Source organism: Enterococcus sp. DIV0436a (genome assembly GCF_051711605.1).
Lineage (GTDB): Bacteria > Bacillota > Bacilli > Lactobacillales > Enterococcaceae > Enterococcus_B > Enterococcus_B faecium.
Window position 1 is genome coordinate 997527 of sequence record NZ_JBIONA010000001.1, and the last position, 17210, is coordinate 1014736.

Consider the following 17210-nt stretch of genomic DNA (forward strand, 5'->3'; position numbering starts at 1 on the left):
TGTGTCACTACTAAGTAGATTAAACGATGACATGAAAGCAGCGATGAAAGCGAAAGATAAGGAATCTTTACAAGTCATCCGAATGATCAAGTCATCTATACAAAACGAGCAGATTAAAGAAGGTCACGACTTGACAGAAGAAGAAGAACTAACGGTGTTGTCTCGCGAAATGAAACAGCGACGTGATTCTTTGCATGAGTTTGAAGAAGCAGGACGTGACGATTTAGCTGAAAAAGTAAAAAGTGAAATTGTAATAGTCGAAAAATATATGCCGGAACAACTTTCCGACGAAGAAATTCGACAACTTGTTCAAGAAGCAATCACTCAAACTGGTGCTTCATCAATGAAAGAATTTGGCAAAGTTATGGGTGCAATTATGCCTAAAGTCAAAGGAAAAGCAGATGGAAACCAAGTGAATGCGATTGTGAAAGAACTATTACAATCTTAATTTTATCATTTAAACTGCGGACAGTGATTGTCCGCAGTTTTTTGTGTTCGTAAAAAAAAGAACTAAAAAACAGCTAGAAGAAAGAATCTTATTCTTTCTTCTAGCTGTTTTTTTCCTGTTTAATATCTCTTATGTTAAATTGTGTTTGATTTGGTTATTCTTCTGGTAACTCACTTGCTTCTTGTTTATATCCTGATACGCGATATACATAATAAAAGAGCAAGCTGCCAGCGTAACCAAGCAACGTTGGGACGACCCAGCCAAGTCCTAATGCAGCAAAAGGAACATAATGATGATAAAATCCTAGTAAGCTTGCTACGACAGTTTGCTGACTCACTAATGCAGGCGAATTTGCCAACATATCCAATACGGCTGGAACGGCAGAAAAGAACATCGTTACTTGATAGACAAATGGACTCTTTTGGAAGAATTTTGCTGTTAAGGAAAGCAAGATTAACGCAAGTGACAATGGATACAAAAGCATCAATACTGGTAAAGACCATTGGATGATATTATCCAATCCGGCATTCGCAACGACAAAAGAGATAAAAGTCGTTAAACGCAGCCATGTCATATAACTGACTTTAGGGAACAGTTTATGGAAATCTTGTGCAAAAGAAACAACGAGTCCCATAGCGGTAGTGAAGACACCTAATGTGACCATTACCCCTAAGAAGCTAGCACCGAAGTTACCTAAATAAAAATTAGTGATCTGAGAAAGTGCAGTTCCGCCATTTTCTGATAAAGACATCTTATTCAAACTCATCGCACCGAGAAGGACCAGACCAAAATAAATCATGACTTCTAACGCAACGCTCAGGCTACCAGCTTTTGCTGTTAATTCTGTGACTTTTTTATCTTTAAAACCAAGATCACGAACTGCATGGACAAAAGTGACACTTAAAGCAAGTAAAGCTACTGCATCAACCGTGTTGTATCCTTCTAAAACGCCATTTGTCAAAGCGTTCGTCTGATAAGAATCTGCAGCAGATTGGTTTAGATTCCCCATGGGTTGAAATAAAGAAACGACAAAAATGATAGCTAATAATGCAAGAAACAAGGAGTTTAAATACTTTCCGACATATTTGACCAAACGTGTTGGATGTACAGTAAGGAAATAAGCAAGTAAAAAGAAAAGAGCAGAGAATAAAAACATACCTAATGAATCATATTTTTCAGGCAAAAAGGGTTTAGCAGCCATTTCAAAAGCAGTTGCTGCTGTCCGCGGTGTACCAAAGAATGGTCCGATCGTTAAATGAACAAGGATCAAGAACAAGGCAGCATACCATTTTCCGACAGGTTTAGCTAAGTCATACAGACCATCACTTTTTGTCACTACTACAGCTAAGATAGCTAATAATGGGAAAAGAGCGCCTGAGATGGCAAAACCTACACCAGCGCTGATCCAGTTTGATCCAGCCATTTGACCTAAGTGGACAGGAAAGATCAGATTACCTGACCCGAAGAACATCCCGAAGATAAGTGAACTGACCATCAATAATTGCTTCCATGAATAAGTTTTTGTTTCTTCCATAAATTTTTCCTCCAATAATTATCATTTTGAGTAACAAAATAAACGTTGCAGAAACTAGAAATACCACTAATATCAGATTCCATGAAAACCACCACCTTAAAATATAAAAAAAGCCCTTTTCCACTTGGGAAAAGGGCTCTAGATTCTAGAACGGTACCACCTTTTTTCGCTTAAAAAAGCTTCTTCATTCACGGACGCTTTTCGATAAAGTTATCCGCTAGCCTGATAATGGAGGCAGCCACAATGATCTACGTTTTCGACATTGACTCGGAAATGATGTTCGTCTATTCGATTTATTGTCATTTCTCACTTACATGACTCACTGGGAATAAATCACTGAATAGCCTACTGTTTTCCTCGACGCTTTGCTGTATATTTATTTGTTGACGTTATAATACACCTGTTTTTTTTGAAATGCAAGAATATTTCAAATATTTTGTTTTCTTTTTTTGAAACAAGAAAAATACCCAGAGAATACTTGCTAAGTTAGACGGAATACTTGTCCTCTATCTTATGCATAGCTTACATGATCAGCTTTTTTTATTCAAACGAGACCTTTAGAGAATGGAAGCAGCTATTTTTTAACGTTTCTTGGTACTTATGGTTAAGCAACTCTTTTAGAACCTTTTCTTATTTGCTATATAGTTTCTTCTGAGTATGGTAAAATAGGAAAGAATGAATCGAAAAAAAGGGGATGTCTATTTTTGACGGAAGAGTCTAGTTCTTTAGAGATTAGATTGACGGCTGCTGATGATGTCAGCATGCTTTTAGGTGCACACGACAAGCATATAAAACTGATTGAAGAAACAACAGAAACAACCATCCATACACGTGGAGAAATCATTCAGATCATTGGCGAACAATCCCAGATTTCCTTGGCTGCCTCAGTCATTCGGACATTGCAGGAATTGATCAAACGAGGAATCCATGTAAGTACACCAGATGTCGTGACGGCACTGAAAATGGGGCAAAAAGGCACATTAGATTATTTTGTTGAAATGTATGAGGAAGAGATCGTCAAAGACCGTAATGGAAAACCAATACGGGTAAAAAACAGCGGCCAAAAGAAATATGTCGAATCGGTAGCCAAACATGATATCGTATTTGGCGTAGGACCAGCCGGGACAGGAAAAACTTTTCTTGCAGTAGTATTAGCAATCGCTGCCTTGAAAAAAGGTGAAGTGCAAAAAATCATTTTGACGCGGCCTGCTGTGGAAGCAGGGGAAAATCTAGGCTTTCTTCCCGGGGATCTAAAAGAAAAAGTAGATCCTTATCTGCGTCCTGTTTATGATGCTTTATACCAAATTTTTGGATTAGATCATACGAACCGATTGATGGAACGAGGCGTGATCGAAATTGCTCCTTTAGCTTATATGCGGGGGCGGACATTGGATGATGCATTCGTTATTTTGGATGAAGCACAGAACACGACAGTTGCTCAGATGAAAATGTTCCTGACACGTCTTGGTTATCAATCAAAAATGATTGTCAATGGAGATACGAGTCAGATTGATCTGCCTCGAGGGACAACAAGTGGTCTTGTTCATGCAGAACGAACATTAAAGCAAATCAAGAAAATCGATTTTGTTAATTTTGAAGCAAGTGACGTTGTTCGGCACCCTGTAGTTGCCGAAATCATCAAAGCTTATGAAAAGGCAGATCTCCATCAAGAATAAGCTTTGCTTAGGAGGATAAGCACATGTTGAATAAAACACTGCAGAAACTACAAGAAAAACTTGGAAAGGCAGCATTGCCTTTCCTGCTGTTCTTGTTTTTTATCATTATCTGCGGCGTTACATTTAGTAGTGTCAAACAAAAGGCCAATGATTTCAGAGAAGGCCAAGTAGCAGAAGAAAGTATCCGTGCGAACAAAACGATCGAGAACACGGAAGAAACCGAACAAAAAAGAAAACTGGCAGCAGAAGCAGTCACTCCAGAATACACTTACCAAAAAGATCTTGCAGATGACCAGAACAATCGGATCAAGCAACTATTTGAATTGATCGATAAGACGAATGATGCCATCAACAAATCTTATGACGAAAAGATTGATAAGGCAAAGGAAGATGAAAATATCCCAAAGCCTACTACAGAAGAGCGGATCGCCGCGTTGAAGAAAAATTTTGAAAATGTGAATGCAGAAAATGTTGCGTTTTATCAAAAACTACCGAACAATTTTTATTCGACGATATTTGAAATGACTGAAACTGAGATCCATACTGTGAGGGATGAGAGTCTGAAGCTCATTGACGAACAGATGAGCAAACAAGTTCGTGAAAGTGAATTGGAAGCTTTTAAACAAGAAGCAGAAGAGCAAATCCAATATTTGAATGTCACACCAGCACAACAACAAATGATTCGCTACTTAGTGGATCAAGGTATCGTAGTGAATGACGTATTGAATGAGAAAAAGACAGAAGAATTGAAACAATCCGCACGAGAAGCTGTACAACCAGTGATGATCTTCCAAGGAGAAATCATTGTTCGTGAAGGTAATCAAATCGATGCTTCAGCTATGAAAAAATTGGAATTACTAGGACTGACTAATCAAACAACTTCGATTTTTCCGCTAATTGCCATGGTTTTAGCTGTTTTGCTTCAAATCGGCGTACTGATTTATAATTCACTTCAATTCCAAAATGCAGGAGAAAGAACAAAATACGTGCTTTTCTATGTGACAGCTATGTCAGTCAGCATAGTGCTGATGAAATTTTTCCAATTATTCCAAACGGAACAAGCTACTTATATCCCGCTGTTTTATCCCGCTGCTTTTGCACCACTTGTTTTAAGCTTTTTCTTGAATCGAAGAGCAGGGATCATGGCTGGTATTTTCCAAGCAGTATCTGCACTTTTCATTTTTTATGATTCGATTGGCACGAACTTTCTAACGATTATCTTGATGTCTTATGTTTTCTCTGGGCTCATGGCAACGATTGTCAGACGCAAACGGATCTCAGAACAAGGATTATCTGCTGCCATGTGGGTCATTATTTTTCCTGTGATGATGGATGTCATTTTGATCGTCTATCAAGGAATGAGCTTTGGTGATGCAACGACTTGGTTAATGCTTGTCTGCGGGTTCACTGGTGCACTCTTCTCATTCTTGCTGACGATCGGTCTACACCCATATATTGAATTGATGGTCAATGATGACAGTGTAATTGTATTAAATGAACTCAGCAATCCAAATCATCCTTTATTGAAACAGTTGCTGGAAGAAGCGCCAGGTACTTATCATCATAGTATGATGGTAGCTAATCTAAGTGCTAACGCTGTAGCAGAAATCGGCGGACGTTCTTTGCTAACTCGAGTAGCTTGCTATTATCATGATATCGGCAAGATCAAACATGCTAGCTTTTTCGTTGAGAACTTGCCTTCAGGAGCGGAAAACCCGCACAATTTCTTATTGCCAGAAGACAGTAAACATATTATCTTTGGACATGTGACAGATGGAGCCAAAATATTGGAAGATTATAATATGCCACAAATGGTGATCGATATTTGCAGACAGCATCATGGAACCACGCTAATGCGTTATTTCTACATCAAAGCGAAAGAACGCAATCCGGAAGTAACAGAAGAGCAATTCCGTTACCCTGGACCAAAACCGCAAAGTCGTGAAGCAGGGATCGTCAATATTGCTGACAGTTGTGAGGCTGCAGTACGGGCAATGGATCATCCGACGAGCGAAAAAATCGAAAGTTTTGTCCATAATCTTATCGAAGAGCGTATTTCCGATGGTCAATTAGACGATAGTGGACTGACCTTGAAAGAAATCCGAAAAGTGGAAAAATCATTGATCAGCGGTTTAAGTAGCACCTTCCATTCTCGGATCAAATATCCTAAAATGAAAACAGAAGTTGAGAAGATAAAGGAAGAACAAGAAGAATAGAAAGAAGCGATGTATAATGGATATTACCTTTATGGATGAAACAAACCAAGTCTCAGAAGAGAAAATGAAAGAAATCGATGACTTGCTGCAATTTGCAGCATCTTATTTAAAGCTGCCAGAGGAAACAGAAATGTCTGTTACTTTCATGGACAATGCGGCAATCCAAGTAATCAATCGTGATTACCGTGGAAAAGATGCACCGACAGACGTCATCAGTTTTGCTCTGGAAGAAGAAGGCGAAGACGAAATCCCAGTGATTTTTGAAGATGGAGAGAATCCATTGCCTCGTGTACTAGGAGACATCATGATCTCTATTGAACGTGCTGCTGAACAAGCAGAAGCTTACGGCCATTCATATGATCGGGAACTTGGCTTTTTAGCGGTACATGGATTCTTGCATATCAACGGGTATGACCATATGACACCAGAAGATGAGAAAGAAATGTTTGGTTTACAGAAAGAGATCTTGGATGCCTATGGACTCAAAAGATAAAAACGTAGAGAAAAACAAACATTTCCTGATGTCTGTGGAATTTGCTGTCCAAGGAGTCAAAACCGTTTTTGAGGAAGAACGCAATATGAGGAAACATGTTGCGTTCGGTATCCTTGCTTTATTTATGGGCGTGATTTTCCAGCTTGATCGGATAGAGTGGTTATGGCTGCTTTTAGCTGTTTTTCTCGTTTGGATAGTAGAGATCATCAATACTGTTTTTGAAAATGTAGTGGACATGTTTACGGATTTTCATTTTCATCCGATTGGGAAAAAAATCAAAGATATGGCAGCTGGAGCAGTTTTAGTGACCGCTTGTTTTGCTGTCATCATTGGGTTGATTTTATTTGTCCCTAAAATATATCATTTGTTGTTTAATTAAAAAGGAGAACGTATATGCCAGAACATAAATCAGGGTTTGTCGCAATCGTCGGCCGCCCGAATGTAGGAAAATCCACATTATTGAACCGAATCGTGGGTCAAAAAATTGCCATTATGAGTGACAAGGCACAGACAACTAGAAATAAAATCCAAGGAGTATATACTACACCAGAAGCTCAGCTGATTTTTATCGATACACCAGGAATCCATAAACCAAAGCATCGTCTAGGAGATTTTATGGTAGAAGCAGCTTACAGTGCGTTGAAAGAAGTGGATGCAGTCTTATTTATGATCAGTGCTGATCAAAAACGCGGTCGGGGAGACGATTTTATTATTGAACGTCTAAAAAACGTGCATTCTCCAGTTTATCTGATTATCAATAAAATCGATAAGATCCATCCAGACGAGTTGCTGGGAATCATCGAAGATTATTCGACGCAGATGCCTTTTGCACAAGTGATTCCGATCTCTGCTACAGAAGGAAACAATGTCGAACGCTTAATGGATGTATTAGTCAGTGAAATGCCAGAGGGCCCACAATATTTTCCAGATGATCAAGTGACTGATCATCCTGAATACTTCATCGTTTCTGAATTGATCCGTGAGAAAGTCTTGTTTTTAACACGAGACGAAGTGCCTCATTCTGTCGCAGTCGTTGTTGATTCGATGAAGCGAAACGAGAATGATAAAATCCATATCCAGGCCACGATCATCGTCGAAAGAGATAGCCAAAAAGGAATCATTATCGGCAAAGGCGGAAAAATGCTGAAGCAAGTAGGAACGAAAGCAAGAAAGGATATCGAAAATCTTTTAGGAGACAAAGTATTTCTAGAACTTTGGGTCAAAGTCCAAAAAGACTGGCGAGACAAAAAAGTCTATCTGCAAGACTTCGGCTACCGAAAAGATGAATACTGATATTCTGAACTTCTTATAGGTTAAGTATAGAAATAAACTGGATAAAAATCCGCACGTTGAGAAAAACGGCGGAAGATCGAAACATAAATAATCTGGATCGGCAGAATCTGCTTTTCCAGATTTATTTTTTAGGAGGGAGAATATGAGCCAGCTTGCAGAATCGAAAGGCTTGATTTTATCTAGCCGTAATTACAAAGAAAAAGATAAATTAGTCAAAATCTTTACGGAATCTTCTGGCAAAATGATGTTTTATATCAAAGGAATCCATCGGCAAAATCAGCCATTAGCTCCGGCTTTGCTCCCCTTTACCGAAGCAGTCTATATCGGTAATTTTCGAAGTGAGGGTTTGTCGTTTTTAAGCAGTGTCAAAGACGTCCATGCGTTTCGGAACATCCAAGAAGATATCTTTTTGAGCGGTTATGGTACGTATTTGCTAAATCTAGTAGATGCAGCAATCGAAGATCATCAATATGACCCGCATTTATTCCAATTTACGCAACAAGCTCTGCAGCGGATGGATCAAGGAGATGATGCAGAAATCATCACGAATATCTTTGAAGTTCAAATACTGCAACGCTTCGGAATCGCGCCAATTTGGACGCACTGTGTCGTATGCGGGGAAACAAAAGGAAAATTTGACTATTCTTCCAAATATGGCGGTGTGATATGCGAGAAACACTGGCCAATGGACGAACACCGTTATCATGCAGATCCTCGCGCTGTTTATTTCGTTCGAATGTTTTCGGCTATTTCTTATGATAAGATCAGTGGAATCCACTTGAAAGAAGAAACGAAGCAGGCAATCCGTGACCTCATTGACCAGTTGTATGATGAATATGTCGGTATTCATCTAAAAAGCAAAAAGTTCATTGATCAAATGAAGTCTTGGGCACACGTATTAAAGACGCCAGAGAAAAATATGCCTGAAAAAGAGATACCTGAAAAAGAAGAATAAATGAAAGATACAACAAAAAAATCAAAACTATTTGACAAATACAGGGACTTCCGTCTATTATTAACCGTAGATTAAATAGATCGTTCACTGAGAGGATCTATTATAGAAACAAGAAAACTGCAAAATGAATACGTACATTGACCAAGATCAGTAAAAAACACGTGGTTTAGCGAGTTCGGGAGAGTGGAAGCCGGACCCAAACGATTTTTGAAGAGGCACTTGCGAGTACGATAAATGAAGCTGCCGAATCTTTATTCGGAAGTAGGGTGGAACCGCGAAATTATTCGTCCCTATGTCTGTAATCAGACATAGGGACTTTTTGTCGTTTTCTTTCCTGTATTCTTATTGACAGCAACGCTTAAAAATTGAAAGGGGCAAAACAGATGAGTAAAAAATTGACCGTCCAAGATATGATTTTAACATTACAAAAATTTTGGTCATCAAACGGCTGCATGCTGATGCAAGCTTATGATACAGAAAAAGGAGCAGGTACGATGAGCCCATATACATTCTTACGGGCAATCGGACCGGAACCATGGAATGCTGCTTACGTAGAGCCATCTCGCCGACCAGCTGATGGACGTTATGGCGAAAACCCAAACCGTTTGTATCAGCATCATCAATTTCAAGTCGTAATGAAACCTTCACCTGAAAATATCCAAGAGCTTTATTTAGAAAGCTTGCGTCTTTTAGGAATTGATCCATTAGAACACGATATTCGTTTTGTTGAAGACAACTGGGAGAACCCATCGATGGGTTGTGCCGGTGTGGGCTGGGAAGTATGGCTTGATGGGATGGAGATCACACAATTCACGTACTTCCAGCAAGTCGGAGGACTACCTTGTAAACCAGTTACTTCTGAGATCACTTATGGACTAGAACGTCTTGCTTCATATATTCAAGAAGTTGAAAGTGTCTATGATCTGGAATGGGCTGATGGTGTGAAATATGGCGAGATCTTCAAACAACCAGAATATGAACATTCCAAATATTCTTTTGAAGTAAGCGACCAAGACTTGCTACTAAGCAACTTTGACCGTTTTGAAAAAGAAGCTAAACGCTGTATCGATGAAAATCTTGTTCATCCAGCGTATGATTATATTTTGAAATGCAGCCATACATTCAACTTATTAGATGCCCGAGGTGCAGTATCCGTAACAGAACGAGCAGGTTATCTTTCCCGCATCCGCAACATGGCTCGTGCTGTAGCCAAAATCTTTGTGGCAGAACGCGAAAAATTAGGATTCCCTTTATTGAATAAAAACACAGCAAATCCAGAAAACGTGAAGGAGGCTGAATAAGATGGCAAAAGACTTATTACTTGAAATCGGGCTGGAAGAAATGCCTGCTCATGTTGTCACACCAAGCATGAAACAATTAGAAGAAAAAACAGCAAAATTTTTAGATGAAAACCAATTAACTTATGATACGATCGAAACGTTTTCTACACCGCGCCGCTTAGCAATCAAAGTAACAAACATTCCAGAACGTCAAGCAGACAGTGAAGAAGAAGTCAAAGGACCAGCCAAAAAAATTGCTTTGGACGCAGATGGAAACTGGACGAAAGCAGCTGAAGGATTTGTCCGCGGACAAGGTCTGACGACAGATGCTATCACTTTTAGAGAATTAAAAGGCGTGGAATATGTCTATGTAACGAAATACACTCACGGCAAAGAAGCAAAAGAAGTATTGACAGGTTTAGCAGATGTCATTAAAAGCCTCACTTTCCCAGTAACGATGCACTGGGCAGAATACGATTTTGAATATATTCGCCCTATTCACTGGATCGTGGCATTGTTAGATGACGAAATAATCCCGTTTGAGATCTTGGATGTCAAAACAGACAGAGCTTCAAGAGGTCATCGTTTCTTAGGCGAAGATGTGACATTTACGCATGCAAAAGAATACGAAGAAAAATTAAATGAACAATTTGTTATTGCTTCACCGCAAAAAAGAAAAGAAATGATCATCACACAAGCAAACGAATTAGCAGAAAAAAATCACTGGATCATTGATCTAGATGAAGATTTACTAGAAGAAGTCAACAATCTAGTCGAATATCCAACTGTCTTTTCTGGCGACTTCGAAGAAAAATATCTATCTGTTCCTGAAGAAGTACTAGTCACTTCTATGAAAGAACATCAACGTTATTTCGAAGTACGGAACGATCAAGGTATGTTGCTTCCTCATTTTATTTCTGCTCGTAATGGCGATCGGGTAAAATTGGAAAATGTGGTACGAGGCAATCAAAAAGTATTGACTGCTCGTTTAGAAGATGCGGAATTCTTTTATAATGAAGACAAGAAAGCTTCAATCGACCAATACGTTGAAAAATTAAAAACTGTTACTTTCCATGAAAAAATCGGTAGCATCTATGAGAAAATGCAACGGGTACAAGTCATCGCTCGCATCATAGGCGAACAAGTAGGACTATCTGAGGAAGAATTGATGGACCTGCAACGCGCTGCTGAAATCTATAAATTTGATCTAGTAACCAACATGGTAGGAGAATTCCCTGAACTACAAGGGATCATGGGAGAAAAATATGCTCTGCTTAAAGGCGAGAAACCAGCCGTAGCAACAGCGATCCGTGAACATTACATGCCTATATCCAGTGAAGGAGATCTACCTGAGACTACAGTAGGTTCTGTTTTAGCGATTGCTGATAAATTAGATAGTATCTTTTCTTTCTTTGCAGTTGGGATGATCCCAAGTGGCTCAAACGATCCATATGCTTTGCGTCGTCAAGCATATGGTGTCGTTCGAATCATCGAATCGAAAAAATGGGCCTTTCCTTTGTCTGTTCTGCAAGAAACGATTAGTGAAGTTATCAGTAAAGATACGGATCGTTTTGGCATTGGCTTGTCAGCGGGACAACAACAGGTGATCGACTTTATCAAAGGCCGTCTGCGCCAATTATTGACAACGAAGAATATCCGTCATGATGTCATCGAAGCTGTTTTGAACGCAGAACAAAAAGATCTGACAAAAGTATTTGCAGCAGCACAATTGTTCAAGCAGCATCTTGCAGATGAAGACTTCAAACCATCGATGGAAGCTTTGACACGTGTCGTGAACTTAGCGAAAAAAGCGGAGCTTGAAAAACAATCAGAAGTAGACCCTGAACTGTTCGAAAACGAAGCGGAGAAAGAACTGCACAAAGCAGTAGAGGCAATGAAAACAAGCTTTGCTGACCAAACGATCAACGAAAATTATGATCAGCTTGTAAGCCTTCGCCCACTGATCGAAAATTATTTTGATCAGACGATGGTCATGGCAGAAGAACCAGCAGTACGTAAGAACCGATTAACGCAATTAAGTCAAATTGCTGCCATGGCTTTGTCACTAGCAAGTTTAGATCAAATCATCACAAAATAATTTCTAATATGTAAATAAACCAGAGAACAGGCACAAAATAGGCTATTTCTCTGGTTTATTTGTTATAAATATAAATAACTATTATTAATTCAATGTTAATTTTTTTTGTTATTTTATTTTTTGTGTAACTTTTAAAAACACCTATGAAAATTAAGGAAATAAAAATGAAATCGATTAATTGTTATCTTATTAATGTTTTATTTATTTTTAAATCGTAAATTGCCCTAGTCAAGAAAACAGTTTGTGGTATGATTATATAGGGAAAACTTGTTTACAAATATTTCTGTGAATATATTAGTTTAATTATGTTTTTTAAAATAAAAAGCTGTCATTTTTATGTAAGTGAATTATATCTTAATTTATCTATCATCAATACTTAGGAGTGAATCTATGGAAAAGCCATTCGTCAAGTCATTGACTGCTGTGGCGGTAGGTGCAGGTGCTATTGCGATCTGTTTGTTTGGTTACCATATCAATAATCAGCGGCAACATCAGCAACGGATCAATTATGCAGAATCTGCCATCACCAATCAAAAAGACACCTTGACTTCTTTATCGAAAGAAGTAGACAAGCTGTATAGTACAAAAGAAAAAATTTTTCTAAACCCTGAAATAACAGAAGAAACAATTACAAGTTTGTCCAATAAGCTATCCTCTGTCAAACTTTCAGCAGATGATTACGACATCAAAGAATCAGAATTGCCTAAAGAAGCTGTTGCAATCCAAGATGAGAAGAAAGCAATCGTGACACAGTTAGATAGTGCAGAATCAAAACTGAAGATCCAGACAGCTGTCAACGATTTATTTACTAAAAATGTATCAAACTGGCAGCAAGCTGTAGACGATGTCATCATCAAAGAAAAGGTGACAAGTGCAGATGTCGCTCGTGTACGTGAAAATATGAGCTTTTTTAAAGATAGTCCTTGGAAAACGGTTGTTATGCAATATCTAGGATTCGCTGATACCCAGATCGCGCAAGTCACGCAACTAGATCAGTTATTCGATACGATGTTAAAGGATGGTCAAGTGACTGCCACCGCTACTTACGATCAATATTTGACGGCGCTCAGTCAAATAGAGCAGATCCGGAATGAAAAAATAAGCGCAGCATACGCAACAAAAGCACAAACTGTTGCTCAGCAAATGGGCTATAGCAATATAAGTTATTGACAGTTAAAACGTTGATTCAAGCAAGGTTAGCAAACGGAGGAAACTATGGCAAGACGAAGAAGAAAATCAAGAGGGAAAAAAATATTTCTGATTATTTTAGCAGTTCTTATCGTATTAGTATTAGCAATTGTAGGAGTAGGAGCAAAATTATATCTGGATCTCTCACATTCTATTGAGAAAACTTACGAATCAGTGGAACGAACCCAAGGAGAACGAAAGAAACCAGTTGATCTGGACAAACAAGAATCTTTCTCTGTTCTATTGATGGGGATTGATACTGGAGATTTAGGTCGGGTCGATCAAGGAAGATCAGATACGATGATGGTTGCCACAGTCAGTCCTGAAGACAAACAGACAACGATCGTCAGCATTCCTCGTGATACGTATGTCGACATCGTAGGTCGTGACACAAAAGACAAGATCAACCACGCTTACGCATTCGGCGGAGCTGCCATGGCGATGGATACCGTACAAAAATATGTAGACATCCCAATCGATCACTATGTCTCTATCAATATGAAAGGGCTAAAGGAACTCGTTGATGCAGTTGGTGGTATCGAAGTCAATAATGACCTCACTTTCTCACAAGATGGCTATGACTTTACAATCGGTAAAATCACATTGAACGGGGATCAGGCATTATCTTATTCTCGTATGCGTTATGAAGATCCAAATGGTGACTATGGTAGACAAGAGCGTCAAAGAAAGATCGTAGAAGGCGTAGCAAAAAAAGTATTGAGTCTAAATGGTGTCAGCAACTATCAATCCGTTTTGAATGCTCTAGAGTCGAATATGAAAACAGACATGAGCTTTGATGAAATGAAAAAAATCGCTTTAGATTATCGGGAGGCATTTGGTACGATCAAGCAAGATCAGCTGCAAGGAGAAGGCTTCATGCAAGATAATATCTCCTATCAAAAAGTCAGTGATCAAGAACTTGATCGTGTGAAAAAAGAATTAAAAGATCAAATGAATCTAGAGAATAAATAGGAAAGTGGAGAAAAAATGGAAGAGACAATCAGCTTGAAAGAAATTTTTGAAACATTACGCAAACACTTGGTAACAATCATCATCTCAATGTTTGCTGGCTTGGCCATCTCAGGAATCGTGACGTTTTTCATCTTGACACCAAAATACAGTTCACAAGCACAATTGATCGTGACACTGCCACAATCAGACACAGCAAATGTCAATGATGTCAATACGAACCTGCAAATGATCAATACGTATAAAGATATGATCGTCAGTGATCTAGTGCTAAATGAAGTCAAAGACCGTTTAGAGACAGAAGACAATGTGAAAATGACTGCTGGACAAATCAAGGATGCCATCTCAGTCAATCAGTCAGAAAACTCACAAATGTTCTCGATCCAGGCAATAAGCACGAATGCAGTGACTGCTCAACAGATCGCTAATACAACTTCACAAGTTTTCCAAGAGAACGCAAAAGACGTGATGAATGTCGATAAAATCTCGATCATCTCAGGTGCAGTTGCCAATACGACACCTGTTTCGCCAAATAATAAATTGAATCTAGTGATTGGCTTAATATTAGGAATGATGGTAGGCGTAGGTTTGGCATTCTTATTCGAATTACTTGATCGAACAGTGAAAGATGAAAAATATGTGACGGATACATTAGGATTCCCAATCTTAGGAACAGTTCCAGAAATGTCAGCGAAAGAATTGAACGCTGGTATCCGTAAAAAAGGATCAGCTCCTGCACGACCAAAAGCTACAAACGATAAAACAGCCCCATCACGCAGAAGCCGCTCAAGAGTCTAGGAGGAAGAAAAATGGCACGAACACAGAAACAAAAAGCAGCACAAACTCATGCAGTCAGTTTGATCACATTAACAAACCCATCTTCACCAATCGCCGAACAATATCGTACGATCCGGACGAATATCCAATTTGCCTCCGCAGCTGGTCAGCAAATCAAAACGATTGTCGTGACTTCATCAGGTCCTGGAGAAGGAAAATCCACCACTTCAGCAAACATTGCAGTCGTTTTTGCTAAATCCGGTCAACGGGTTCTACTAGTCGATGCAGATTTACGTAAACCCGTCGTCTATAAAACATTCCAGTTGAGTAATGCCAGTGGTTTAAGTACAGCACTTAGTTCATCAGGAAGTGTAGCAGATGTGATCCAACGAACGCCAGTCGAGAACTTGTCGATTTTGCCTAGTGGACCTAAGCCACCCAACCCATCAGAATTGTTAAGCTCGCCAAGAATGGATCAGATCCTAGCCGAAGCAAGACAGTTATTTGACGTGGTGATATTCGATATGCCACCGGTAGTAGCCGTAACAGATGCACAGATCATGTCTTCAAAAACGGATGGCACTTTATTGGTCGTACGTGAAAATACATCACGTAAAGAATCCTTGACTAAAGCAAAAGAACTGCTGGAGATGGTACAAGCACGAGTTTTAGGTGTTGTGTACAACGGAGCAGAACATAGCAAAGATGCTGGTTATTACTACGGAAATTAAGGAATAAGAAGAGAGGAGACAAGAGAAATGATCGATCTACATTGCCATATCCTACCAGGAATCGATGACGGGGCAGAAAACTTAGAAGCAAGTATTGCAATGGCTGAAAAAGCGATTCAGCAAGGCATCACGCATATTTTATGCACACCACACCACAATAATGGAAAATACAGCAATGAAAAATCACAAGTCATTTCTCTAGTCGCTTCGTTACAAGCCGAATTAGAGAAAAGACAGTTGCCTTTGACGTTATTGGAAGGACAAGAAGTACGTATTACCGGAACGCTCATCGAAGACATCCATCGAGATGAAATTTTATTTACAGATTTAGATGATACATATCTTCTGATCGAATTTCCGACACTGGAAGTGCCGTTATATGCAGAACGGCTTTTTTTTGAGTTGTTAGAACTAGGAAAGACACCAGTGATCGTCCATCCAGAACGCAACGCGCATTTTCGAGAAGACCCAAATCATTTGCTTCCGTTCCTAGATATGGGATGTTTGGCCCAACTCACTGCGCCAAGTTATGTTGGTGTATTTGGCAAAGATATCCAGAAAACAGCTAAAACAATGGTCAAACATAATCTCGTGCAGATGGCTGCTTCTGATGCCCATGGGGTCTCTAAGCGCACCTTTTACTTAAAAGAGTGCTATGAGCAGATTGCCAAGGACTTTGGTAAGGAAAAAGTAGTACAGATGAAACAAGTCGCAAAGGATCTGATCAACGGGGATGAAATCAGTTATCCAGTCTATGAAGAGGTAAAAAAGAAGAAGTTTGGTTTATTTTAGTTCTTTATTCGTAGATAAAAAGGAAATGAGGAGAGAGTGAAAATAGTGAAAGGGACTGAAAGTATGGAAAGTGAAGATTTATTATCTCGTATTAGTGAAGTACATCCTAATCAAGTTTGGTTGGATAAAGAAAAAGTTGAAAAACGATATATCTATTTATTTTTTAAAAGAATGATTGATATTGTAGGAAGCATTATTGGTTTGATTTTAGCTTCTCCTTTGATGTTCTATGTAGCTTATCGAATCAGAAAAGAAGAGCCAGGAAGTCCGATATTTTTTAGCCATACACGTGTTGGTAAAAATGGAAAAACATTCAAAATGCATAAATTCCGTTCGATGTGTTTAGATGCTGAAGAAAAATTGGAAGAATTACTTGATCAAAATGAAATAGAAGGCGCAATGTTCAAGATGAAAGAAGATCCCCGTGTCACCCAAATAGGTAAAATTATCCGCGCTAAAAGCATTGATGAATTGCCACAGCTATGGAATGTTTTAAAAGGAGATATGAGTCTAGTTGGCCCACGTCCACCTTTGGAAAGGGAAGTAGCTGAGTACACGAGATATGATCTGCAACGCTTGTATGTAAAACCTGGATGTTCAGGTTTGTGGCAAGTTAGTGGTAGAAATGATGTTAGTTTTCATGAAATGGTCGATTTAGATTTAGAATATATCATTAATCAAAGTATATTAAATGATATTAAAATAATCATTAAGACAATTCGGGTTGTTATAAAACCTAATAGTGCATATTAGTAAGGGG

16 protein-coding genes are annotated in these 17210 nt (G+C 38.9%); 15 read left to right on the forward strand and 1 reads right to left on the reverse strand.

Annotated features, from left to right (window positions below; genetic code table 11):
- Position 1: 1 nt before the first annotated feature.
- Positions 2-448 carry a GatB/YqeY domain-containing protein gene (locus IGL15_RS04795; protein WP_002287318.1) on the forward strand — a complete coding sequence of 149 codons (447 nt, stop codon included), beginning with the start codon at positions 2-4 and terminating at the stop codon, positions 446-448.
- A gap of 154 nt (positions 449-602) precedes the next feature.
- Here IGL15_RS04795 and brnQ read toward each other — a convergent pair whose 3' ends face one another.
- Positions 603-1982, reverse strand: a complete 1380-nt coding sequence (gene brnQ, locus IGL15_RS04800) for a branched-chain amino acid transport system II carrier protein (protein ID WP_104765526.1) — start codon at positions 1980-1982, stop codon at positions 603-605.
- Between the two features lie 704 nt (positions 1983-2686).
- Here brnQ and IGL15_RS04805 point away from each other — a divergent pair.
- From IGL15_RS04805 to IGL15_RS04870, 14 genes are all read left to right on the forward strand, one after another.
- A complete protein-coding gene (locus IGL15_RS04805; protein WP_002291698.1) occupies positions 2687-3658 on the forward strand; it encodes a PhoH family protein in 972 nt (323 codons plus the stop codon).
- Between the two features lie 23 nt (positions 3659-3681).
- Entirely contained in the window at positions 3682-5874 is a 2193-nt protein-coding gene (locus IGL15_RS04810; RefSeq protein ID WP_002306228.1) for an HD family phosphohydrolase, read from the forward strand.
- 16 nt (positions 5875-5890) lie between these two features.
- The gene (gene ybeY / locus IGL15_RS04815) at positions 5891-6367 is read left to right on the forward strand and encodes an rRNA maturation RNase YbeY (RefSeq protein WP_002288749.1); all 477 of its coding nucleotides are present in this window, start codon (positions 5891-5893) and stop codon (positions 6365-6367) included.
- Positions 6351-6746, forward strand: coding sequence for a diacylglycerol kinase family protein (locus IGL15_RS04820; RefSeq protein ID WP_002301250.1), 396 nt, complete (start codon positions 6351-6353; stop codon positions 6744-6746). The genes ybeY and IGL15_RS04820 overlap by 17 nt, the downstream gene beginning before the upstream one ends.
- A 14-nt stretch (positions 6747-6760) precedes the next feature.
- Entirely contained in the window at positions 6761-7660 is a 900-nt protein-coding gene (era, locus tag IGL15_RS04825; protein WP_002288753.1) for a GTPase Era, read from the forward strand.
- A 142-nt stretch (positions 7661-7802) separates the two neighbouring features.
- Positions 7803-8615 carry a DNA repair protein RecO gene (gene recO / locus IGL15_RS04830; RefSeq protein WP_002301248.1) on the forward strand — a complete coding sequence of 271 codons (813 nt, stop codon included), beginning with the start codon at positions 7803-7805 and terminating at the stop codon, positions 8613-8615.
- A 383-nt stretch (positions 8616-8998) separates the two neighbouring features.
- Positions 8999-9916, forward strand: coding sequence for a glycine--tRNA ligase subunit alpha (glyQ, locus tag IGL15_RS04835; RefSeq protein WP_002291706.1), 918 nt, complete (start codon positions 8999-9001; stop codon positions 9914-9916).
- 1 nt (position 9917) lies between these two features.
- Positions 9918-11993 (forward strand): glycine--tRNA ligase subunit beta, encoded by a 2076-nt coding sequence (gene glyS, locus IGL15_RS04840; RefSeq protein ID WP_002301247.1) that lies wholly within the window; start codon positions 9918-9920, stop codon positions 11991-11993.
- A 390-nt stretch (positions 11994-12383) separates the two neighbouring features.
- A complete protein-coding gene (locus tag IGL15_RS04845) occupies positions 12384-13163 on the forward strand; it encodes a hypothetical protein (protein ID WP_002354391.1) in 780 nt (259 codons plus the stop codon).
- Positions 13164-13208: 45 nt separating this feature from the next.
- Positions 13209-14153: an LCP family glycopolymer transferase gene (locus IGL15_RS04850; RefSeq protein WP_104765525.1), complete on the forward strand. Its 945-nt coding sequence runs from the start codon at positions 13209-13211 to the stop codon at positions 14151-14153.
- A gap of 15 nt (positions 14154-14168) precedes the next feature.
- Entirely contained in the window at positions 14169-14948 is a 780-nt protein-coding gene (locus tag IGL15_RS04855) for a YveK family protein (protein ID WP_043952242.1), read from the forward strand.
- Between the two features lie 11 nt (positions 14949-14959).
- Positions 14960-15658 (forward strand): CpsD/CapB family tyrosine-protein kinase, encoded by a 699-nt coding sequence (locus IGL15_RS04860; protein WP_043952241.1) that lies wholly within the window; start codon positions 14960-14962, stop codon positions 15656-15658.
- 27 nt (positions 15659-15685) lie between these two features.
- Positions 15686-16450 (forward strand): tyrosine-protein phosphatase, encoded by a 765-nt coding sequence (locus IGL15_RS04865; protein WP_008264442.1) that lies wholly within the window; start codon positions 15686-15688, stop codon positions 16448-16450.
- Between the two features lie 63 nt (positions 16451-16513).
- The gene (locus tag IGL15_RS04870; protein ID WP_086309708.1) at positions 16514-17203 is read left to right on the forward strand and encodes a sugar transferase; all 690 of its coding nucleotides are present in this window, start codon (positions 16514-16516) and stop codon (positions 17201-17203) included.
- Positions 17204-17210 lie beyond the last annotated feature (7 nt).

What these genes read in the sequence shown, in the direction of transcription:
- brnQ (WP_104765526.1), bottom strand. Translation starts at nt 1,982, where the DNA reads ATGGAAGAAACAAAAACTTATTCATGGAAGCAATTATTGATGGTCAGT.
- IGL15_RS04810 (WP_002306228.1), top strand. Translation starts at nt 3,682, where the DNA reads ATGTTGAATAAAACACTGCAGAAACTACAAGAAAAACTTGGAAAGGCA.
- ybeY (WP_002288749.1), top strand. Translation starts at nt 5,891, where the DNA reads ATGGATATTACCTTTATGGATGAAACAAACCAAGTCTCAGAAGAGAAA.
- IGL15_RS04820 (WP_002301250.1), top strand. Translation starts at nt 6,351, where the DNA reads ATGGACTCAAAAGATAAAAACGTAGAGAAAAACAAACATTTCCTGATG.
- era (WP_002288753.1), top strand. Translation starts at nt 6,761, where the DNA reads ATGCCAGAACATAAATCAGGGTTTGTCGCAATCGTCGGCCGCCCGAAT.
- recO (WP_002301248.1), top strand. Translation starts at nt 7,803, where the DNA reads ATGAGCCAGCTTGCAGAATCGAAAGGCTTGATTTTATCTAGCCGTAAT.
- glyQ (WP_002291706.1), top strand. Translation starts at nt 8,999, where the DNA reads ATGAGTAAAAAATTGACCGTCCAAGATATGATTTTAACATTACAAAAA.
- glyS (WP_002301247.1), top strand. Translation starts at nt 9,918, where the DNA reads ATGGCAAAAGACTTATTACTTGAAATCGGGCTGGAAGAAATGCCTGCT.
- IGL15_RS04845 (WP_002354391.1), top strand. Translation starts at nt 12,384, where the DNA reads ATGGAAAAGCCATTCGTCAAGTCATTGACTGCTGTGGCGGTAGGTGCA.
- IGL15_RS04850 (WP_104765525.1), top strand. Translation starts at nt 13,209, where the DNA reads ATGGCAAGACGAAGAAGAAAATCAAGAGGGAAAAAAATATTTCTGATT.
- IGL15_RS04855 (WP_043952242.1), top strand. Translation starts at nt 14,169, where the DNA reads ATGGAAGAGACAATCAGCTTGAAAGAAATTTTTGAAACATTACGCAAA.
- IGL15_RS04860 (WP_043952241.1), top strand. Translation starts at nt 14,960, where the DNA reads ATGGCACGAACACAGAAACAAAAAGCAGCACAAACTCATGCAGTCAGT.
- IGL15_RS04865 (WP_008264442.1), top strand. Translation starts at nt 15,686, where the DNA reads ATGATCGATCTACATTGCCATATCCTACCAGGAATCGATGACGGGGCA.
- IGL15_RS04870 (WP_086309708.1), top strand. Translation starts at nt 16,514, where the DNA reads ATGGAAAGTGAAGATTTATTATCTCGTATTAGTGAAGTACATCCTAAT.